Source organism: Plantibacter sp. MDV22-iso1 (assembly GCF_058408345.1).
Genome location: NZ_JBZVDY010000003.1, coordinates 350,664 through 371,705, shown reverse-complemented (window position 1 = coordinate 371,705; position 21,042 = coordinate 350,664). Strand labels below are relative to the sequence as shown.

18 protein-coding genes are annotated in these 21,042 nt (G+C 68.5%); 10 read left to right on the top strand and 8 right to left on the bottom strand.

Features of this window, described 5'->3' with window-relative positions:
* Positions 1-49 precede the first annotated feature (49 nt).
* Positions 50-1,243, top strand: coding sequence for a hydroxymethylglutaryl-CoA synthase (locus tag AC4PMY_RS16550; RefSeq protein WP_064295178.1), 1,194 nt, complete (start codon positions 50-52; stop codon positions 1,241-1,243).
* Positions 1,244-1,460: 217 nt separating this feature from the next.
* Here AC4PMY_RS16550 and AC4PMY_RS16545 read toward each other — a convergent pair whose 3' ends face one another.
* Positions 1,461-3,554, bottom strand: a complete 2,094-nt coding sequence (locus tag AC4PMY_RS16545; RefSeq protein ID WP_491623224.1) for an acyltransferase family protein — start codon at positions 3,552-3,554, stop codon at positions 1,461-1,463.
* Positions 3,555-3,685: 131 nt separating this feature from the next.
* The gene (locus AC4PMY_RS16540; protein WP_491623223.1) at positions 3,686-4,789 is read right to left on the bottom strand and encodes a VIT1/CCC1 transporter family protein; all 1,104 of its coding nucleotides are present in this window, start codon (positions 4,787-4,789) and stop codon (positions 3,686-3,688) included.
* A gap of 146 nt (positions 4,790-4,935) precedes the next feature.
* Between AC4PMY_RS16540 and purE the strand changes: the two genes are divergently transcribed.
* Together purE and AC4PMY_RS16530 are read left to right on the top strand one after the other, a co-directional pair.
* The gene (purE, locus tag AC4PMY_RS16535; RefSeq protein ID WP_082916048.1) at positions 4,936-5,457 is read left to right on the top strand and encodes a 5-(carboxyamino)imidazole ribonucleotide mutase; all 522 of its coding nucleotides are present in this window, start codon (positions 4,936-4,938) and stop codon (positions 5,455-5,457) included.
* Positions 5,454-6,833, top strand: a complete 1,380-nt coding sequence (locus AC4PMY_RS16530) for an LCP family protein (protein WP_491623222.1) — start codon at positions 5,454-5,456, stop codon at positions 6,831-6,833. Before purE ends, AC4PMY_RS16530 begins: the two co-directional genes overlap by 4 nt.
* 26 nt (positions 6,834-6,859) lie before the next feature.
* Here AC4PMY_RS16530 and AC4PMY_RS16525 read toward each other — a convergent pair whose 3' ends face one another.
* From AC4PMY_RS16525 to AC4PMY_RS16515, 3 genes are all read right to left on the bottom strand, one after another.
* Entirely contained in the window at positions 6,860-7,996 is a 1,137-nt protein-coding gene (locus AC4PMY_RS16525; RefSeq protein ID WP_064295183.1) for a glycosyltransferase family 4 protein, read from the bottom strand.
* Positions 7,993-8,844, bottom strand: coding sequence for a dTDP-4-dehydrorhamnose reductase (gene rfbD / locus AC4PMY_RS16520; RefSeq protein ID WP_491623221.1), 852 nt, complete (start codon positions 8,842-8,844; stop codon positions 7,993-7,995). Before rfbD ends, AC4PMY_RS16525 begins: the two co-directional genes overlap by 4 nt.
* A 108-nt stretch (positions 8,845-8,952) precedes the next feature.
* Positions 8,953-9,525 (bottom strand): GtrA family protein, encoded by a 573-nt coding sequence (locus AC4PMY_RS16515; RefSeq protein ID WP_064295185.1) that lies wholly within the window; start codon positions 9,523-9,525, stop codon positions 8,953-8,955.
* Positions 9,526-9,639: 114 nt separating this feature from the next.
* On the opposite strand from AC4PMY_RS16515, the gene AC4PMY_RS16510 reads away from it, so the two are divergent.
* The 3 genes from AC4PMY_RS16510 (at position 9,640) to rfbA (ending at position 12,155) form a co-directional block, all read left to right on the top strand.
* Entirely contained in the window at positions 9,640-10,245 is a 606-nt protein-coding gene (locus AC4PMY_RS16510) for a dTDP-4-dehydrorhamnose 3,5-epimerase family protein (protein ID WP_064295186.1), read from the top strand.
* A gap of 4 nt (positions 10,246-10,249) precedes the next feature.
* Positions 10,250-11,218, top strand: a complete 969-nt coding sequence (locus AC4PMY_RS16505; RefSeq protein ID WP_491623220.1) for a class I SAM-dependent methyltransferase — start codon at positions 10,250-10,252, stop codon at positions 11,216-11,218.
* 70 nt (positions 11,219-11,288) lie between these two features.
* Complete coding sequence (gene rfbA, locus AC4PMY_RS16500) at positions 11,289-12,155, top strand: glucose-1-phosphate thymidylyltransferase RfbA (protein ID WP_064295188.1); 867 nt, start codon at positions 11,289-11,291, stop codon at positions 12,153-12,155.
* Positions 12,156-12,187: 32 nt separating this feature from the next.
* Here rfbA and AC4PMY_RS16495 read toward each other — a convergent pair whose 3' ends face one another.
* On the bottom strand, positions 12,188-13,141 hold the full coding sequence (locus AC4PMY_RS16495; RefSeq protein WP_491623219.1) for a lysylphosphatidylglycerol synthase domain-containing protein: 954 nt from the start codon (positions 13,139-13,141) through the stop codon (positions 12,188-12,190).
* Between the two features lie 93 nt (positions 13,142-13,234).
* Here AC4PMY_RS16495 and AC4PMY_RS16490 point away from each other — a divergent pair, with 93 nt between their 5' ends.
* Positions 13,235-14,449, top strand: coding sequence for a glycosyltransferase (locus AC4PMY_RS16490; RefSeq protein ID WP_197479041.1), 1,215 nt, complete (start codon positions 13,235-13,237; stop codon positions 14,447-14,449).
* Between the two features lie 4 nt (positions 14,450-14,453).
* Here AC4PMY_RS16490 and AC4PMY_RS16485 read toward each other — a convergent pair whose 3' ends face one another.
* Both AC4PMY_RS16485 and AC4PMY_RS16480 read right to left on the bottom strand, forming a co-directional pair.
* Positions 14,454-15,371: an NAD-dependent epimerase/dehydratase family protein gene (locus AC4PMY_RS16485; RefSeq protein WP_491623218.1), complete on the bottom strand. Its 918-nt coding sequence runs from the start codon at positions 15,369-15,371 to the stop codon at positions 14,454-14,456.
* 3 nt (positions 15,372-15,374) lie between these two features.
* Positions 15,375-16,316, bottom strand: a complete 942-nt coding sequence (locus tag AC4PMY_RS16480; RefSeq protein ID WP_071262508.1) for a glycosyltransferase family 2 protein — start codon at positions 16,314-16,316, stop codon at positions 15,375-15,377.
* 223 nt (positions 16,317-16,539) lie between these two features.
* Between AC4PMY_RS16480 and AC4PMY_RS16475 the strand changes: the two genes are divergently transcribed.
* The 3 genes from AC4PMY_RS16475 to AC4PMY_RS16465 are packed head-to-tail and all read left to right on the top strand — an operon-like array spanning position 16,540 to position 20,975.
* Entirely contained in the window at positions 16,540-19,359 is a 2,820-nt protein-coding gene (locus tag AC4PMY_RS16475; protein ID WP_285039417.1) for a hypothetical protein, read from the top strand.
* 39 nt (positions 19,360-19,398) lie between these two features.
* Positions 19,399-20,235, top strand: a complete 837-nt coding sequence (locus tag AC4PMY_RS16470; RefSeq protein WP_064295194.1) for an ABC transporter permease — start codon at positions 19,399-19,401, stop codon at positions 20,233-20,235.
* Entirely contained in the window at positions 20,232-20,975 is a 744-nt protein-coding gene (locus AC4PMY_RS16465; RefSeq protein ID WP_229939008.1) for an ABC transporter ATP-binding protein, read from the top strand. Before AC4PMY_RS16470 ends, AC4PMY_RS16465 begins: the two co-directional genes overlap by 4 nt.
* Positions 20,976-21,042: the final 67 nt, after the last annotated feature.

Sequence of the window (21,042 nt, the reverse complement as noted above, 5' to 3'; positions counted from 1 at the left end):
GCACCGGGGGACCGGTGCATCGTCGACGCTCGAACGGAGCACCCCGCACGTGAACACCAACCAGACCACCAGCCCCGCCGTCGGCATCGACGACATCGCCTTCGCGACCGGTGCGAACCGCATCGACCTCGCCGAGCTCGCGGGGCGCTTCGGCGTCGAGCCCGCCAAGTATTACGTCGGTCTCGGCCAGAGCGAGATGAGCGTCCCGGCCGCCGACGAGGACATCGTGACGATGGCCGCCGCCGCTGCCGCGCCCATCATCGAACGGCACGGCAGCGACCGGCTCCGGACCGTCCTGTTCGCCACCGAGTCCGGGATCGACCAGTCGAAATCCGCGGGCGTCTACGTGCACCGGCTCCTCGGCCTGCCGCAGGCGGTCCGCGTGGTCGAGCTCAAGCAGGCCTGCTACTCGGCCACGGCGGCGCTGCAGTTCGCGGCGGCGCTCGTGGCGCGGAACCCCGAGGAGACGGTACTGGTGATCGCGAGCGACATCGCGCGGTACGAACTGCACTCCAACGCCGAGCCGACGCAGGGCGCCGGGGCCGTCGCCATGCTCGTGGCCGCAGATCCGGCCATCCTCGAGCTCGAGACCGCGACCGGCGTCTACACGCAGGACGTCATGGACTTCTGGCGCCCGAACCACAGTGCGACGGCGATCGTCGACGGCAAGCTGTCGATCTCCGCCTACCAGGACGCGATCGAGGGTGCCTGGGCGGACTACCGGTCACGCGGCGGAGCGGACTTCTCCGAGGTCGACCACTTCTGCTACCACCAGCCGTTCACGAAGATGGCGATCAAGGCGCACCGGCACCTGGCCAAGTCGCTCGGCGCAGGGCGCACCCAGGAGGAGTTGGACGCACAGATCGAGCCGACGACCGGGTACAACCGCCGGATCGGGAACAGCTACACGGCCTCCGTGTACCTCGCGCTGCTCGCGCTGCTCGACGGTGACGACGACCTCACCGGTCGGCGCATCGCGTTCCTCAGCTACGGATCGGGTGCGGTCGCGGAGTGCTTCAGCGGCATCGTGCGACCGGGCTACCGCTCGGCGCTGCGGAGCGACGCGAACCGTGCGCAGCTCGATGCGCGGACGGTCGTCGACGATGCCCGCTACCTGCAGCTCCTCGAGGACGCGGCGTCGGCCGACGTCCACGACTCCGACCGTCCGCGCGAGACCGGAGCGCCGTTCCGTTTCGCGGGCGTCGTCGGCGATCGCCGGCAGTACGAGCCCACCTCCGCCTGACCCCCCGGCCTGGCTGTCTTGGGTGGTCGCCAGCGCGGTGCGCTGACGTCACCGCGGGTCGGGGACGTGAGCGCGGGTCTCCAGAGGGGCGCGCTCACGCGTGTGCCCCGCGGTCGTGCCGGTTCCCCCGCGCTCGCGTCAGCGCACCGCGCCGACGCCGGGTTCGACACCCTCGCGTCAGCGCACCGCGCTGGCACTCCACCAGGTCAGGGGCTGGTCACCCTCGGGAGGTGGCGGCTCGGATCCGGTCGACGAGGAACGGGCCCAGGGTCCGCGACCAGGTGGCCGTGATGTGGTGCAGATCGCGATAGACGAGCACGTTCCCGACGGCGAGCGGACAGGTCCCGGCGGCGCAGTACAGCTCGCCGAGGTCCACGACCGGCACGGCACCGTCGGTCATCGCCGCCGTGGCGGTGTTCAGGTCGAACGTCGGGTACGCCTCGGCCACGGGGAAGGCGCACGCCCCCGCGATGAGCTCGGCCGCGCTCGTGCGGTCGACGCACGCCGCCGCTTCGGTCGGTACACGGGGATTGTCCCGCAGCACGACGATCGACGTCCCCTGCTCGAGCACCGGTCTCCAGGCCGCGAGCGTCGCGCCGCGGATCGCGGCCTGCTCGGCCACCGACGTCTCGTCCGGACTCTTCGAGGTCACCAGGATGATGTCGTACGGCCGCTCACCCGTGAACGCCTGCTGCATGAGCGTCCGCCGCGCGTCACAGGCCGCCGAGTCGTCCGGTCCCGGCTCCCGCCACTCGCAGCCCTTGCCGACGTACACGTCGAGCCGCCAATTGCGTGCCTCGAGCTGGTCGACGAGGCCGGGGATGAGCATCGTGGCGTGCGAGTTCCCGGTGAGCGCGACCCGCGTGGCGTCCGGGCGATGGGAACCGAAGGTGCAGCCGGGGAAGTCCGGCGCATCGGCGGCTGCGGAACACCGGAAGGTGTCACCCGTGTCCTCGGTCCGCACCGAGAGCGGCGGCAGCAGTTCGTCCGCCAATGCCGGATTGGTGCAGCCCGAGACGGCCGCGTCGGCCCCGAAACACGGCTCGCCGTCCGTGACATAGGTGTCCACGGTGCTCGCGAGGGTGCGTTCCTCGGCGGCGACGGTCAGCAACCCCGCCGTCGGGATGCAGAGCACGAGTGCGGTCGCCGCGCCAGCCAGCAGGACGGTCCGTGTGGAGCGCGCGTGCGCGAGGACGGGGGCTCGTCGGACGGGGTCCTCGACGAACCGTTTCGTCAGCGCGGCGAGGACCACGGCGACGACCAGGAGTGCGGCAGCGACCGCCCAACCGAGCGGATCGCCGAGCGCGACGGGCACGCCGAGCACCCACGGCGCGACCACGATGAGCGGCCAGTGCCACAGATACAGCGAATAGGAGAGATCGCCGAGCAGGAGCGACGCACGTGTGCGCGCAATGGTCGTCACAGACCACCGGTGGGTCGACGACCCACCGACGATCACGAGGAGCGTCCCGAGGACCGGGAGGGCGGCGGCGATGCCGGGGAAGGCCGTCCGCTCGGTGAATGCGATCAGCGCGACCGCCAGGAGGACGACGCCGAGGACGCCGGAGGCCGTCCGCCAGCGGGTGCGGTGCACGACCACGACCGGCCCGAGGAGCGCGAGCAGCCCTCCGGCCGCGAATTCCCAGGCACGTGTCGGTGTGGCGAAGTACGCCGGCGCCGGATCCGCCGCCGTGTACAGGATCGAGCACAGGAGTGAGGCGGCACCGATGATCCCGAGCGCCACACCGAGGGTGCGGCGGAGGTCCGACGCTCGCCGCCGGGTGAGCCACACGCACAGCACGACGACGAGTGGCCAGGCGAGGTAGAACTGCTCTTCGACGGACAGCGACCAGAAGTGCTGGACCGGCGACGCGGCGCTTCCCTGCGCGAGGTAGTCGACGGAGCTCCCGGCCAGGAACCAGTTCTCCCAGGAGGTCCCGGCCGCCACGGTCTCGGTGAAGAACTGCGTCCAGGCGCTCGGCGGAGCGAACCGCCAGACGAGGATCGCGGTGACGGCGAGGACGAGCAGCGCGGCCGGCAGGAGTCGCCGGATGCGGCGGGCCCAGAACGCCGGGAGGTCGATGCGGCCCGTCTCGGTGGCCTGGCGTGCGAGGTGGCTCGTGATCAGATAGCCGCTGACGACGAAGAACACGTCGACGCCGACGTACCCACCGGGCAGGAGGCTCGACGACAGGTGGAAGACCACGACGGACAGGACGGCGATCGCGCGGAGCAGCTGGATGTCGGGTTGTGTGCGCGGAACCGCACCGAGGAGGGGAGACGCGCCGGTCCGCTCCTGCACCTGCCTCACGCGGTCTCCTCCGCCGTCCGGGTCGACGGACGGCGGGCTCAGCGTAGGGAACGCCGGTGACGCACTCGTGGACGACAGATGACCGGTTCGCTTCGGCTTCGGGTGTCGACGGCGGACGGCCGACGATCGGGTCAGCCGACGTTCGCGCCGAAGAGCAGGCCGAGCACGTAGGTCGCCGCGGCCGCCCCGTATCCGATCGCGAGTTGCCGCAGTGCCCGGCGGAGCGGTGGACCGCCGGAGAGGAGCCCGACGACGGCGCCGGTTCCGAGCAGGGCCACCCCGACCAGGAGTGCGGCGACGAGCAGTGCGGCGACACCCTGCAGCCCGAACAGGTAGGGCAGGACCGGGATGACGGCGCCCGATGCGAAGAAGCAGAAGCTCGAGAGTGCAGCTCCGAGTCCGGTCCCGATGGCCTCGTGCTCCAGCGCGGCACGGGCCTCGCGCTCGTAGGTCCCGGCACCGACGCGGGCCAGGACGTCCGCGGCGTGGGCCTCGGCTTCCCCGACGTCCATTCCGCGTGCGCGATAGACGAGGGCGAGTTCGTTCGCGTCGACGTCGAGGTGGGGGAGGGCGTCGTCGGCCGCCGGGTTGGGGCTGGACGCCTCGAGCAGTTCCCGCTGCGACCGGACCGAGACGTACTCGCCGGCTCCCATCGACAGCGCGCCCGCCAGGAGGCCCGCGAGCCCGGCGGCGAGGACGACGCCGTTGCCGACGCCGGTGGCGCTCATGCCGATGACGAGCGCGAGGTTCGAGACGAGTCCGTCGTTCGCTCCGAACACGGCCGCCCGGAAGGTTCCGGACAGGCGGTTGCGTCCGCGGGCGGCCAGGCCCCGGACGACCTCCTCGTGGATCTGCTCGTCGGCGGCCATGCGTTCGGTTGCCGCCCGTTCGGTCGCGTAGGGCGAGCGCGACTCGGCGCGCTGGACGAGCGCCAGGACGAAGACGGATCCGAACCGCCTCGCGAGCCAGCCGAGCAGCCTGGTCCGCAGGTCACCGCGTTGCGGCTTGCCGATGTCGTCGCCGAGGAGGGCGATCCAGTGCGACTCGTGACGTTTCTCGGCCTCGGCGAGCGCGAGCAGGATGTCGCGCTCCTCACCGCTCCGCCGACCGGCGAGATCGCGGTAGACGGCGGCCTCGGCGCGTTCGTCGGCGAGGTACCCGCGCCACCGACGCAGCTCGCGCTGGCTGGGCGGCTCATGGCGTGCTGCGGATCCATCCGCGGTCGTCGTGCTCATCCGCCGATTGTCCCAGACACCTGTCGATCGGTGCGCTGCGCGGTGCGGAGGCGTCCCCGGACTGGGGTCGCCTTGGGGAGGGCTTGTCCGCCAGCTGCGGTGCGTCATGAGCTGATCTTCAGCCGTCGCGATCTACGATGGTGCTCATGCCCGAGAACCCCGCCCCGTCCCTTGACGCCCCGCCGCTCGTCGGCGTCGTGATGGGCTCGGACTCCGACTGGAACGTCATGAGCGATGCGGCGCAGGTGCTCCGCGACTTCGGCGTGCCGTTCGAGGTCGAGGTGCTGTCGGCCCACCGCACGCCCGAGAAGATGATCGCCTACGGCAAGGCCGCCCATGGCCGTGGCGTGAAGGTCGTCATCGCCGGAGCCGGCGGCGCGGCGCACCTTCCTGGGATGCTCGCCTCCGTGACGACCCTGCCGGTCGTCGGCGTCCCGGTGCCGCTCTCCCGCCTCGACGGTCTCGACTCGCTCCTGTCGATCGTGCAGATGCCCGCGGGGGTGCCGGTCGCGACCGTGTCCATCGGCGGCGCGAAGAACGCCGCACTGATCGCCGTCAAGATCCTCGCCACGGCCGACGACGCCCTGCACCAGGCGCTCGTCGCCTACGCCGAGGCCCTCGCCGACTCGGTCGAGGAGAAGAACCGGAACCTCAAAGCGCAGCTATGACGAGTGCAGCCACCGCCGCGAAGCCGATGCGGTATCCCGACACCCGTTCACGCGAGGTGATGACCAAGCGTGCCTGGTGGCTCGTCGTCCTCAACCTCCTGATCCCCGGCTCCGCGCAGGTGCTCGCCGGCAACCGGAAGCTCGGGCGGTTCGGACTCTTCTGCACCCTGTCGCTCTGGGTGGTGGCGATCGTGGCCGTCGTCGCCTACCTGCTCTGGCCCGCCCCGGTCATCACCGTCGCGACGAACTGGTTCACCCTGACCGCCGTGCAGGTGCTCCTCGCTCTCTACGCCGTCCTGTGGGTCGTCCTCACCCTCGACACGCTGCGCCTCGTCCGCCTCGTGCGGGCCTCTCCGAACGCGCGGCTCGGCGTCGCGCTCTTCGCCACGTTGGCACTCGTCGCGGTCGCCGGGACAGCGGGCTATGGTGCGGTCGTGGCGGGCTCCGCACGTGGCACGATCGGCTCGATCTTCGCCCAGACCGCACCGGTCGAACCGGTCGACGGGTACTACACCTTCCTCCTCCTCGGGGGTGACGCCGGCGCCGACCGCGAGGGACTGCGACCCGACAGCACCTCGGTCGTCGCCGTCAACGCCGAAACGGGCAAAGCGACCGCATTCGGGCTCCCGCGCGACCTCGACCCCGTCCCGTTCCCGGAGGGCTCCGAGATGGCCTCGCTGTATCCGAACGGCTACGGCTACGAGGACGACTGCGACGTCGACGTCTGCCAGCTGAACTCCATCTATACCGAAATCCAGCTCAAGAACCCCGAGCTGTTCCCGAAGGCCGAGGCCGCAGGAAGTGAGCCGGGCATCGAGGCCATGAAGCAGGCGGCCGAGGGCGCGACCGGTCTGAAGATCCAGTACTACGTGCTCGTGGACATGCAGGGCTTTGCGACGCTCATCGACGCGCTCGGCGGCATCACCATGACGCCGACGCAGCGGCTCCCGATGGACGGCGATGAGGACCTCAACGACGTCACCGAGTGGATCGAGCCCGGTAAGCAGGTCATGGACGGTCGGACGGCACTCATGTACGCACGCTCCAGGCACTCGACGAGCGACTACGACCGGATCGCGCGCCAGCGCGAACTTCAGGACGCGATGCTCAAGCAGTTCAACCCGACGAACGTTCTGTTGCGCTTCCAGGAGATCGCCGCGGCGAGCCCGGACGTCGTGAAGACGGATGTCCCGCAGTCGATGCTCGGGTACTTCGTGAACCTCGCCGGGAAGACGAAGGCCGCAGGTCTCGCGAGCGTGGAGTTCGTGCCGCCGCTCATCGACCCCACCGAACCTGACTACGGGCTCATCAAGCAGACCGTCCAGGACACGCTCTGGCCGCCGACACCGACCGCGGATCCGACCGACGCGGGTTGACCCCGCGACCGGCCCACCGGGACCGGTCAGATCTCGGCGTGCAACTGCCAGACGCGCTCTGCGGAGTCGCGCCAGCTGAACGCCTGCTCGCGGTCCATGCCGAGGATCCGCAGTCGAGCGAGTCGTTCGGTGTCACCGACGACGTCGTTGATGGTGGCGATGAGACGGTCCGCGTAGCCCTTCGCACCGGACTCGACGACGACACCGGCTCCGCCGCCGACCTCGACGAGCGCGGGCACGTCGGAGTGGATGACGGGCGTGCCGAAGCGGAAGGCCTCGACGAGCGGGAGGCCGAAACCCTCGGCCAGACTCGGGTATACGAGTGCGGTGGCACGGTCGAGGACGACGGCCAGGTCGGCGTCGTCGAGGAATCCGAGTGCTCGCACGCGGCCCTCCGGAAGACCGGCCTCGTCGGCGACCTGCGCGAGCGTGACGTCTCCCCAACTGTCGGTACCGACGATGAGCAGCGGCAGGTCAGGCGCTCCCGGACGACCGAGCCCGGTGATGAGTTCGGTGATACCGCGACGCGGGTCGAGCGAGCCGACCGAGACGAGGTACTCGGAGGGGAGGTCGAGCGTCCGTGCTCGGCCGTCGGCATCCGTGGGGAGGGCGAGGGTGGATGCGGCGGCGCCTCCGATGACGCGGACCCGGTCGCCGAGGTCGATGATCTGACGCAGTTCGTCTGCCACGGCGTGGGTCGGGACGACGATGGCGTCTGCGTGTTTTCGGGCGCGTTTCACCATGGCCTTCTGCCAGCTGACCGACAACGGTGTCAGCGAGGACGGGTGTGACCAGGCGAGCGTGTCATGGATGGTGACGACGATCTGATTGCCGTCGTTGATGCGGTCGTGCCTGCTGAGCGGAGCGAGGAGACCCGGCGCGTGCACCATGCCGGTGCCGGCGCCGGGCGTGACGATACCGAGCTGCCAGGCGGCGCTGAGTTCACGCCGAGGCAGCGTCGTGCGGTGCAGGGCTGCGAGGCCCGGCAGCTTCGATTCGAGGAGGTCGACCTTCTCCTTCGACACCGCGGACACGATGCCTTCGACGTCGCAGCCGGGAGGTGCGCTCGCGATGATCTCGCGGGTGAGTTCCTCGGAGTACCGGCCGACACCACCTGCCACCGGAGCGACGATCTGGTCGACGACGACCCGGAGTGTCGTCACGGTGCCGTCACGACGCCGTGCTGCGTCGCTGCTTCGAAGGCCTCGCGCCAGTCGCGCATCGGCGCCAGACCTGCGACGGCCCAGGCGCCGTGGCCCAGCACCGAGTAGGCGGGGCGCGGCGCAGGACGGACGAAGGCGGAGCTGTCGGTGGGGGAGACCCGGGCAGGGTCCGCGCCGACCGCCGCGAAGACGGCCTGTGCGAACTCGTACCAGGAGGCCTGCCCACCGTTCGTGCCGTGGTACACCCCAGCCGGCGCGTCAGCATCGAGCAGCGCGACGATCTGCGCAGCCAGGTCCGCCGTCCAGGTCGGCTGTCCCAGCTGGTCGGTCACGACGCCCGGATCGACGCCGTTCGCCGCCAGCTTCGCCATCGTCGCGGCGAAGTTCCGTCCGTTCTTCCCGTACAGCCAGGCCGTACGGACGATGTAGGACCCGTCCGGGTGTTCCGCGAGGACGGCACGCTCACCGTCGGCCTTCGTCCGGCCGTAGGCGCTGATCGGAGCGAGCGGGTGGTCCTCCTGGTACGGCGAGGTGGCGGAGCCGTCGAAGACGTAGTCGGTGGACACCTGGACCAACTTCGCACCGGCCTCACGAGCGGCCACCGCGAGGTTGCGGGCTCCGACGGCGTTCACCGCGGCCGCGTCGGCCTCGTTCGATTCGGCGTCGTCCACCTTCGTGTATGCGGCAGCGTTGATGACCGCCGAGTGGCCGGCGACGGCGGCGCGGACGGCCTCGAGATCCGTCACGTCGAGCTCGGCGCGGCCGAGGGCGGTGACCGGACGGCCCACGAGGGCCTCCTGCAGGTCATGGCCGAGCATGCCGGAGGCTCCGGTGATGAGATAAGACAAGGTGTGGTTCCTCTCCGATGGGGCGAAGTCATCGTAACGTGTGGGGCTTCGGGAGGTTTGGACGGTCGGGACCGGACACCCCGAGCCGCCGCGGAACCGGTGTCCGCCTCAGCCGAGGGAAGGGCGGTCTGTCGGCTCCCTGACCGTGCCGGTCCGCGATGGGGGTTCTTCGAAGATCGTCCGTTGTGCTTCCTCGACGCGGGCTGCCGATGCGAGACCGTCCTTACGATGGTGCCCGTAGACCCAGTAGCGGTACAAGGCGAACCGGAACAGCGTGCCGAGGCCCAGCCCGATGACGTTGCTCGCGATGTTGTCGGCGAGGAGCGTGTCGTACCCGAGAACGTAGTGGCTGATGTAGAGGCAGAGGAGCGCGATCCCCATGCCGCCGAGCGACACGACCACGTACTCGACGAGCTCGAGGACGAAGTTCTTGCGACGGTGCTCACGGAACGTCCAGTAGCGATTGCCGATCCAGTTGAAGACGATGGCGACCGAGACGCTGACGGCCTTCGCCCCGATGGGCGACTGCAGGGCGTGATCGTGTCCGAACACGCCGAGCCGCAGCAGGTTGAACAGGGCGATGTCGATGCCGAACCCGATGAGCCCGACGACGCCGAACTTGAGCGCGTACTGCGCGATGCCGAACCAGACGCGCTCTGCGAGCCTCTTGAGGCGCTCCATGTTGCTCCCAAACGACGAAACCGATCGTTCGAGTATCACAGGGGACGCCGCTCCGTGCGCTGTGAGCGTTGTCACAGAGTGCCGCGGCAGTCGACGGATTGGTAGGATCGCCGGGTGCAGATCCGAGAACTGAACGTCCCAGACAGCTACGAGATCACGCCGAAGCAGTTCGGCGACGACCGAGGTGTCTTCCTGGAGTGGTACCGCTTCGACAAGCTCGAGGAGGCGAGCGGTCGCTCGATCAAGCTCGCCCAGTCGAACACGTCCGTGTCCAAGCGCGGCTCCGTCCGTGGCATCCACTTCGCCGACATCCCGATCGGGCAGGCGAAGTACGTCACGGCGACGCGTGGCGCGGTCCTCGACTACGTCATCGACATCCGCGTCGGTTCGCCGACGTTCGGCCAGGTCGACTCGGTGCTGCTCGACGACACCGACCGCAAGGCGATCTTCATCTCCGAGGGGCTCGGGCACTGCTTCGTGGCGCTGACCGACGATGCGACCGTCAGCTACCTCGTCACCGACGTGTACCGTCCTGACCGCGAGCATGGCATCAACCCGCTCGACCCGGAGATCGGACTCGTCATCCCGGACGCGGCAGGAACACCGCTCCTGTCGCCGAAGGACACCGAGGCTCCCGGCCTGTCGGAGGCGGCAGCGGCCGGCCTGCTGCCGACGTGGGACGACGCCCGCGCGTTCTACGCGTCGCTCCGGTCGAGCTGATCGCATGAGCGAGCCCGCCAACCGGTCGCTCGTCGGCACGGCACCCGTGGTGATCGAGCCCGACTGGCTCGGTCCCACGGCCTTCTGGCAGCCGAGGTTCTTCCCGCTCTCGGCGTGGGTCGAGCACGCGCCATTCGCCTTCTGGATCGCCGATGCCGTCCGACCACGTGTCTTCGCCGAACTCGGCACGCACTACGGTTACTCCTACTTCACCTTCTGCGAGGCGTTCCGTCGCCTCGGCTTGGAGACGAAATCCTTCGCGCTCGACACCTGGCAGGGCGACGACCACGCGGGTGCTTACGGTGAAGAGGTCTACGAGTACGTCACGGGCGTGAACGACCGGGAGTTCGGATCCTCATCGACCCTGCTGCGAGGGTACTTCGACGACTCCGTCGACCAGTTCGCCGACGGCACCATCGACCTCCTCCACATCGACGGGCGTCACGGCTACGAGGACGTCCTGCACGACTACGAGTCCTGGCGGCCCAAGCTCTCTGAGCGCGCCGTGGTCCTCTTCCACGACATCGCGGAGCACCAGGAGGGGTTCGGCGTCTGGCGGTTCTGGGACGAGATCAAGACCCGCCACCCCTCGTTCACCTTCGAGCACAATCACGGCCTCGGTGTCCTGGGCGTCGGTTCCGAGCTGCCCGAGACGATGGTCCGGTTCTTCGAGGTCGCGGCTCGGGAACCTGAACGCGTCCGCGACGCCTACGCGCGGCTCGGTGCGGACTTGTCCGCCATCGTCGCGGGGCGGGACGACGATGCCGCTGTGCGGGTGGCTCTCGAGGAACGAGGGGCTGCCCTCGAGGAACGAGGGGCCGAACTCGAGCATGCCGAACAGCTCGTCGCGGCCGCTGAAGCCGAAAACCTCGGCCTCCGCCAGCAGCTCGAAGCGGTGCGAGCAAGTACCAGCTGGAAGCTCACGGCTCCCGTGCGAAAGGTCAGCGGAGTGGTGAGGCGTCGCGCGGACTGAATCGCGCCGACCACGACCGTCTCGGCGGCGTCGGATCGCCGTGGCGAACTCCGACTAGACTGCATGAGTTATGCGAGGAATCATTCTGGCCGGAGGATCCGGCACGCGACTGTGGCCGATCACCAAGGGCATCTCGAAGCAGTTGATGCCCATCTACGACAAACCGATGATCTACTACCCCCTGTCGACGCTGATGATGGCCGGGATCGACGAGATCCTCATCATCACCACGCCGGAGTACAACGAGCAGTTCCGCGCGCTCCTCGGGACCGGGGCCGAGCTCGGCATCCGCATCGAGTACGCGGTCCAGCCCTCGCCCGACGGCCTCGCCCAGGCGTTCATCATCGGTGAGGAGTTCATCGGCGACGAGAGCGTCGCGCTCGTCCTCGGCGACAACATCTTCCACGGCACGGGACTCGGCTCCGCCCTCCGCAATCACAACAGCATCGACGGTGCGCTGATCTTCGCCTATCAGGTCGCCGACCCGACCGCCTACGGCGTCGTCGAGTTCGACGACGACTTCACGGCGATCTCGATCGAGGAGAAGCCGGCGAAGCCGAAGAGCAACTACGCCGTCCCCGGTCTGTACTTCTACGACAACTCGGTCGTCGAGATCGCGAAGACGATCGAGCCATCCGCTCGCGGCGAGCTCGAGATCTCGACCGTTAACGAGCGCTACCTCGAGCAGGGATCGCTGCAGGTCCAGGTCCTCGATCGCGGCACCGCCTGGCTCGACACCGGCACCTTCGAGTCGATGATGCAGGCATCCGAGTACGTCCGGGTCATCGAGGACCGTCAGGGGTTCAAGGTCGGGTGCATCGAGGAGATCGCATGGCGCGCCGGGTGGATCGACGACAAGCAGCTGGCCGTCCTCGCCGCTCCTCTGGTCAAGAGCGGATACGGACGTTACCTGCAGACCCTGCTCGCGCAGGCATGACGCTCGTCACCTCGCGCTGAGCGCACTGATCGTCACTCCGGGCCCGGTGCCGCAGTAGGTCGTCCGACCGCTGGGGTGCCGGGCCTGATCCGTGCGACGGCGAGCGCGTACAGGCACACGGCGATGTCGATGACGATGAGTCCGAACCGGCTCACGAGCACGATACCGAGGACCGAGCCGACCGGGACGACACTGGTGAGCACGAGGGCGAGGATCGCCTCCCGGACGCCAGCGCCGGCGGGCGCGATGATCGCGAGGAACCCCGCGACCCAGGCCAGGGCGTAGCCCGAGGTCGCGAGCGGCAGCAGACCCGGATCGAATGTGCCCAGCGACGTGACGATGGTCCAGAGATGGACGCCGAAGCACACCCAGCTGATGAGCGACCATCCGATGGCTGCGGTCAACGGGAGGGCCCGGATGGGCGGTAGAGGGTCCTTCCGGCGGAGGAGTCGGAAGGCGAACCCGATGATCCTCGTGAGGACCGGTGGCAGGAGGGCGATGACGCCGACGGCGATCGCGAGGACGACGAGCCAGCCGTAGGAAGCGGCCAGTGCCGGAAACGCGAGGAACGTGCCGGCGGCGACGGTTGAGCCGGCGATGAGGCTCACCAACAGCTGGGCTGTGAGGGTGATCGCCGTGACCCCCGTCGGGATGCCCGCGCGCGCGCCGAGCTGGCTGCCGGCGACGATGGGCCAGACACCGCCCGGCAGGTACTTGCCGATCTGGGACACGAACACGACGTGCGAGGCGTCCCGCACCGAGATGCGGTAGCCGAAGGCGATGACGACGGCCCGCCAGGCGAGCATCGAGAAGAAGACGCCGAGGAAGCCGGCCACGAGAGAACCGAGCAGCCAGACCGGTTGCATCGTGAGCACGCTCGAGACGAAGTCGTCCCAGCTGCGGATGACGGTCCACGTGATGAAGCCGATGACGACCACCGCGAAGGCGATCTGGAGGGGCCGTTTGACCTGGGTAAGCTTGTTCATGGCAGATGCCCATTATCTCCCACGGCGTCCACAGCCGGTGCGTGCGGCGATCGCCGCACGTCGATGGGAGCACCCGCCCGATCCGGAGGTCCCGTGCCACGTCCCCGTCTCCTCGTCCTCGCCTCCACGTTCCCGGCCCGTGCCGGCGACGGCGTGCCGGCGTTCGTGAGGGATCTGGCTCTGCAGGAATCCCTCGACTTCGACACCAGGGTCCTGGTACCACGGGTGCCAGGGGCCGCATCGGATGAGCAGGACGGTGACCTGCACATCACGCGATACCCGTATTTTCCGAAGCATTGGGAGGACCTCGCAGACGGCGCCATCATCGAGAACCTGCGTGCGAAGCCGATTCGCTGGCTGCAGGTTCCAGGGCTGTTCCTGGCCCAACTGATTGCGCTCCGACGTGTTCTCCGTGAGTTCCGTCCCGACGTCCTCCATGTGCATTGGATCATCCCCCAGGGGGTCGTGGCCCTGCTCGGCGGCCGACGCGTCCCGCAGCTCGTGACGACCCTCGGCGGCGACCTGTACGCGCTGAACGCCGCTCCGCTGCGTGCGCTGAAGGCGCGGATCGTGCGTCGGGCGGGCGCGGTGACCGTCATGAACGCCGACATGCGTGACCGCGTGATCGCGTTGGGCGCAGCGCCTGCAAGCGTCCAGGTCATCCCGATGGGTGCCGATCTGCCTCCGCTCCCTGCGTCGGAGCCGGCAGGGGCGGACGAGGCCGTACCGGCTCCAGGCGTGGTGCCCGCCCGCTTGATGTTCGTCGGGCGACTCGTCGAGAAGAAGGGTCTGTCCTACCTCATCGAGGCCGTCCGCCGGGCACCGGCCGGGTCGCTGGAGCTCGAGATCGTGGGCGACGGACCGCTGCGGACCGCCCTCGAGACGGAGGCATCCGGCCTACCCGTGGTCTTCATCGGTCAGCAGGGGCGCACCGAGCTGTTCGCTGCGTACCGCCGTGCCGACGTGGTCGTCTTCCCCTCGGTCGCGTCCACCTCCGGCGATCAGGACGGTCTTCCGGTCGCTCTGCTCGAGGCGATGCGTGCCGGCCGGGCCATCATCGCGACGGATCTGCCGGGGTTGAACGAGGTCGTGCTCGACGACGCGACCGGCTTGGTCGTACCCGATCGGGATACTGCTGCCCTGCTCCGAGCGATCCAGCGGCTCGCTGACGATCCAGACCTCCGGGAACGACTCGGCGCGGCAGCCGCGACGCACGCCGAGCAGTTCTCGATCGAGGCGATCGGCTCCCGATACCGCACGCTGCTGCACGACGTGCTGGGTGCCGTCGGTCGTCGTTCGTCCGACTGATCGGTCAGCGTCGTCCGAGCTGTTCCCAGGTCGAGGCGATGCCGCGCTCCAGGGGGGTCGTCGGAGGGGCGCCGAACTCGGAGCGGTAGCGTGCGGTCTCGAGCACGACGGTCTCGACGAACGTGCTCGGGACAGGTCGCGGAGCGACGTCCAGCGGTTGGCCGACGACCCGTGCGATGGCGTCCAGGACCTCCGAGACCGTGTGTCCGACGCCACTCCCGATGTTGTAGACCGAGTGTGCCGGGTCACCGGCGACGATCCGGGCGATCATCTCGATCGCGTCGTCGATGTAGAGGTAGTCGCGCACCATGCTGCCGTCGCCGTAGCGGACGATGGCGTCGCCCGCGGCGATGTTCGCGAGCGCGATGGGGATGAGCCCCTGGCGGCGGCCGGGGTGCTGACCGGGCCCGTACGGATTCGAGATGCGGAGTGACACCGCGTCGAGCCCACGCTTGACCCGGAAGTACCGGAGGTAGTGCTCGATCGTGAGCTTCCCGATGGCGTACGGGGAGCGGGGGAGGGCCGGGTCGGTCTCCCGGTATCGTTCGAGACCCTGATCGCCGTAGATCGCGCCACCGGTGGAGGCGAAGTAGAACCGTTCGATCTCGGCGTCGGCACACAGACCCAGGAGCTCGACGGTCTGTCCCACATTGGTGCGGAGATCGAGCGAAGGGTCGTTCTCAGAGGTCGCCGGCGCGGTCGTGGAGAGGAAGTGGAACACGAGGTCCTGACCGCGGACCGCGGCTGCGAGGTCGCTGCGGTCGAAGAAGTCTCCGGCCAGGATCGTCGCGTCGCGCGTGTCGAAGTTCCGCGGGGATCGGAACCGGTCGAACACCGTCACGTCATGACCGCGTTCGACGAGGGCGTCCACGAGTGGTCCGCCGAGGAACCCGTTGCCGCCGATGACGAGGCTGCGCACCATGGCTCAGCCGCCGTACCGCTGCAGCTTGAGGTAGTCGAGCATCTCCTCGTTGAGCGTGCGGTTGATCCTGGTGAGGTCGGCGACCACACCGATGGCGAAGGACAGGAGCGCGCCCATCAGCAGCGTCGCCCCGACGAGCAGGCTCTGGAGGTGGTTCCCCTCGTCCTGGACGATCGTGAGGATGAGGTACCGGACGAACGGGGTGAGCCCCGCGAGCAGCAGCAGGAGTCCGAGCCCGGCGAACACGACATAGGGCCGGTACATCAGGAAGGCCCGCACGATCGCGACACCCGACTGGTACATGTGCTCGCCGATGGATCGGAACAGTCGTGACTCGCGCGTCTTCGGATTCGTCGTGACCGGGATGCTCGTGATCGCCAGGCGTTTGTTGCCCGCCTGGATGATCGTCTCCATGCAGTAGCTGAACTTGGTGACCACGTTGAGCCGGATGAGGGAGTACTTCGAGTACGCGCGGAACCCGCTGGCCGCATCCGGGAGCGTCGTCTTCGCCGCCTTGTTGACGATGAAGCTCCCGAAGCGCTGCATCGCCTTCTTGAACGGGGAGAAGTGCTCGATGAGCGCCGTCTGCCGGTCCGCCACGACGATCTCGGCCTCACCCGCGAGGATGGGCTGGACCAGGTCGCCGATGCGGTTCTGCGGGTACTGGTTGTCGCCGTCCGTGTTCACCACGATGTCGGCGCCGTGGAGCAGGGCGTAGTCGACGCCGTCGCGGAACGACCGGGCCAGTCCCATGTTCGTCGAGTGCTTCACGAAGTGCTTCACGCCGTAGGACTTGGCGACCTCGATCGTGCGGTCGGTCGACCCGTCGTCGATGATGAGGATCTCGATCTCGTCGATGCCCGGGATCGAGGTCGGAATCGACTCGAGGACAAGCGGGAGGGTCTCCTCTTCGTTCAGGCACGGGATCTGGACAAAGAGCTTCATAGGCGACTTCCGGAACTGTAGGCGATACGACCGGTCCCAGAGTACCGTCGGATCCGTCGGGTCGCTGCTCGGAGCCGACCCGAGCAGGTCCGTCGGGTCATGCGGTCACCGGTTGCAGCACGAGGGTTGAGGCATACTGGGGGCTTTGACCCTGACGAGCCCGAGGAGTGCCGTGCAACGATCGCGACCTCGCGACGGCGTGTCCGCGCCTCGGAATCCCTCGATGCTCGGCCCGAGTCTCGGGTCGTCGGCGGTGTCCGTGATCGCGTGGGCTGCACTGGTGGCCTTCGTCGTGTGCACGATCGGGCCCGCGCTCGTCGGTGTCACGAGTTTCCTCGGCACCGACCTGCTGGTCTCCTTCGCCCCGTGGCAGTCGTCGATCGGGTTGCCGCAGGATCCGACGAACCGCTTCATCGGCGACACCATCGACACCGTGGTACCGCAGACCGCCTTGATCGTCGAGGCCGCACGGGAGGGCTCGTTCGCGGCGTGGAATCCGTACGCGGCGGGTGGTGCCGAGCTTGCCGGCCTGCCGAACTCGGGCGTGTACTCCCCGCTGTCGCTGCCGTGGTGGTTCCTCCCGGTGAGCGCCGCACCCGGCTACGTGAAGCTCCTCGAGATCGTCGTCATCACCCTCGGCATGTCCTTGCTCCTGCGGCGCTGGAGGCTGCCGAACGCGAGCTGGGCGGTCGCGAGCCTCATCTTCGCGTCGTCCGGATTCATGATCTCCTGGACGAACTGGCCGCAGACCCGTGTGGCGGCCCTGCTGCCGTTGTTGTTCTGGGCGCTCGACCGCATTGCGATCCGTCCCCGACCGGTCGACGTGGCCATCCTCGGGCTCGTGGTCGCCTCGCTCCTCCTCGGTGGCTTCCCGGCGGTCGCCGGCTACGCGCTCTATGCGGGAGGCGCCTACCTGCTCGTGAGGTCGATCGTCGTCCGGCGGCGATGGCAGGGGGTGCTGTCAGCAGTCGGCACCGGTGCCGCCGGTGTCGTGCTCGGTGTCGGTCTCTCCGCTTGGCAGCTCGTCCCGTTCGCGGTGAACGCGTCGAGTGTCCTCGATCTGTCTGCCCGCGCGGCAACGTCCGGCGCGTCACTGCACTGGGGCGACCTCGCGTCGCTCCTCGTACCGGAGGTTGTCGGAGATGTCGACGCCGGGCTCACCTGGGGAGCCGGGAATCCGATCGAGCGCTTGTCCTACATCGGCGTCGGAGCACTGGCCCTGGTCGCCGCCGCCGGTCTCATCGTCCCCCGGAGCCGGCGACTCCGCCCGAGTTTGACCTTCGTCGTCGTCGCGCTCGCGCTCAGTGTCGTCCTCACCTTCGTGGGCGGTCCGATCCTCGCGGCGTTCCAGGAGCTTCCGGTCTTCTCCAACAACCCGATCGCGCGGCTGCGGGTCCTCGTCGGGTTCTTCCTGGCGCTGCTCGCGGCGGTCGGCTTCGCCGCGGTGATCGATCCGACCTCGCTGCGAGCGGAGGTGCGTCTCCTGCGGCGCGCTCGGACGAGACGTCATCTCTGGTGGCGGATCCTGGCGCTCGTCGTCGTGATCGCCATCGGGTGCGTCGCGGCGTTCACCGTTCGCGACACGCTCTGGACGCTGCCCGCCGACGTCATCCCCGCGATGCGCGAGCACATCGGCGTGGTCGGAGCCTTCGCGGCCTTCGCCGTCCTCGTCGTCGTCGCCGCCTGGGTCGGTGGTCGACGTGTCGGCATTCTGGCGGGCTGCATCCTCCCAGTCATGCTCGTCGTGCCGGCGATCGTGGTCGCGAACGAGTGGTGGCCGCAGTCGCCCCCGGAGACGGTCTACCCGACCACGGCGACACATCGGTTCCTGGAGCGCGGACTCGGGGAGAGCCGGTACGCGTCCGTAGACCAGACGATGCTCCCGGGGACGAACACGATCGACCGGCTCCGCTCCGTCGGCGGGCACGCGTTCCACACGAGCGAGTGGCAGGATCTCCTGGAGGCGGTCGAGCCGGACGCGTTCTTCAGCCGGACGTACTCCGCTCTGCGTTCCGGGGATCTCGCGACCTCGATCCGCTCACCGATCCTGGACCGGCTCGCCGTCAAATACGTCGTCGACAATCCGGAGGCCACGGTACTCGGCCAACCGGAAGGCACGATCGACCGCACCGGCCGGGTGCAGGTCGCCGACGGGGACCGAGTCCGTTCCGCGGTGCAGTCCGGCCCGGTGCGAGGCGTCGTGTTCGCGTTGCCGGACAGCGTCGTGGGGCAGGACGACCCCGACGGAGTGACCGTCACCCTCGACATCCGCGACGCGGTGACCGATGAACGGATCGCGACGACGTCGACCTGGTTTCCCGCGCTGACCGCCGACCAGTCGGTCGCGGTGGAAGGCGAGGACATTCCAGCCGACCGAGCCTGGGTGGCAGAGCTGCGGTTCGACGGCATCGGCATTCCGGCTCCGGTCGCAGCCGATCCCTCCGGTCGGTTGGGGATCTCGCTCGTCCGTCCCGCCGACGACGGGCTCCGCGTCGCGCACACGGGCGACGCCACCGTCTATGAACGGACGACGGCACTCGATCGGATCAGATGGGCGTCGACCGCGGTGACGGAGACTGACCCTGCCGAGCAGGTGGCGACGATGGCGGACGGCTCCCTTCCGAGCACGGCCGTCCTGCTGGAGCGTCCGGAGGATGCTCGGGAGGTCGCGAGCGACCGAGCGGCCTCGACCGCCGCGGTCACGGTCCTTCCCAGCGACACCAGTCGCATGGAGGTCGAGGTGGTCGCCGATGGAGCAGGCTGGGTCGTGGTCGCGGACTCGCTTCGCCGACCGGGCTGGGCGGCGACGGTCGACGGGAAGCCCGTCGAGCTGCTGCCGGCCGAGCATGCCGGCGCGGCCATCGCGGTCCCGACCGGCGAGCACCGTGTCGTCCTGCAGTACACGGTCCCCGGGCAGCAAGTCGGTCTGGGGGTGACCGCGGCGTCGTCGCTCGTCGTCGTGGTCCTCGTCGTCGTGGACGCGTTCCTCGTCCGCCGCCGCCGGCGATCGCTCCTGAGTGGTGACCCAGGACTTCTAGGTTAGATTGGTCAGCATGTCTTCACGCCCGACCCCCGGGGTGCGATGAGCTACGTCAAGGAGATCCTCGGATCCCGCGAGCTCCTCGCGAACCTCACCCTCCGCGACATCCGCGGCCAGTACAAGCGAACCATCTTCGGCCAGCTGTGGTCCTTGGCGAACCCGCTGGCGCAGATGCTCATCTACACCTTCGTGTTCTCGTTCATCTTCCAGGTTCCGCTGCAGACGGGCGACCCGAGTGGGCTGCACATCTTCGCGCTCTGGCTCCTCTGCGGGCTCCTGCCCTGGATGTTCTTCTCGAACGTGGTGAACACCGGCATGGGCTCCCTCATCGCGAACACCGGACTGATCCAGAAGGTGTACTTCTCGCGCATCGTGCTCCCGATCTCCGCGGTCGGTGCCATCGGCTTCAACTGGTTGTTCGAGATGGCCGTGCTCTGCATCGCGCTGAGCCTGCTCGGTGCGTTCGTCCTGCCGTGGCTGCCGCTCGTCGTGCTCACCATGGTCCTCCTGGCGATCTTCGCCGCGGGCCTCGCACTGATGCTGTCCATCGCCAACGTCTACTTCCGCGACACGCAGTACTTCATGGGCATCATCATGCAGATCTGGATGTACGCGACGCCGATCATCTACCCGATCTCGCTCGTGCAAGCGCAGTCCGACAAGTACGGCCCGCTGTTCGGGACGCCGATCACGATCATCGACATCTACCGCATCAACCCGCTCGAGCACTTCGTGGCCGTGTTCCGGAACCTCCTTTACGACAACCGGTTCCCCGACCCCGCCGACCTGCTCACCATCGCCGCCTGGGCGCTCGTGTCCTTCACCGTGGGCCTGCTCGTCTTCCGCCGGCACGAGAAGAGATTGGCGGAGGCCCTGTGAGCACCGCAGCAGTCGTCGTGGACGACGTCAGCAAGAAGTTCCGGCTCTACCACGAGCGCAACCAGAGCATCAAGTCGGCCATCATGCGCCGACGTCGTTCCGTCCACGAGGACTTCTGGGCCCTCAAGAACGTCGGGTTCGAGGTGCCTGAAGGATCGACCTTCGGTCTCATCGGGTCGAACGGCTCGGGCAAGTCGACGCTGCTCAAGTGCCTCGCCAAGATCTACTATCCCGAGCAGGGGTCGATCACCGCGCGCGGCAAGCTCGCCGCGCTGCTCGAGGTCGGCTCGGGATTCCACCCGGAACTCTCCGGGCGGGACAACATCTTCCTGAACGGGTCGATCCTCGGGATGTCGCGGAAGGAGATCGAGCGCAAACTCGACACGATCATCGACTTCTCCGGCGTCGAGCAGTTCATCGACCAGCCGGTGAAGAACTACTCGTCCGGCATGTACGTGCGTCTGGGCTTCTCCGTCGCGATCAACGTCGACCCCGACGTCCTCGTCGTCGATGAGGTCCTCGCGGTCGGTGACGCGGAGTTCCAAGAGAAGTGCCGTCAGAAGTTCGTCGAGTACAAGCAGCAGGGCAAGACGGTGATCCTGGTGAGCCACTCGATGGACACGGTGCAGCAGATGTGCGATCACGCGGCCTGGTTGCGGCACGGCGAACTCGTGGAGAGCGGTGAGGCCGCTCCGACGATCGCCGCCTACCTCAACAGCCTCGGTGAGAACGCCGGCTGAGTGGAGCGAGCGGCGGTCCGAACCGCCGCTCAGGTGCGGAACGATACACTCGGCAGGTCTGTCGAGG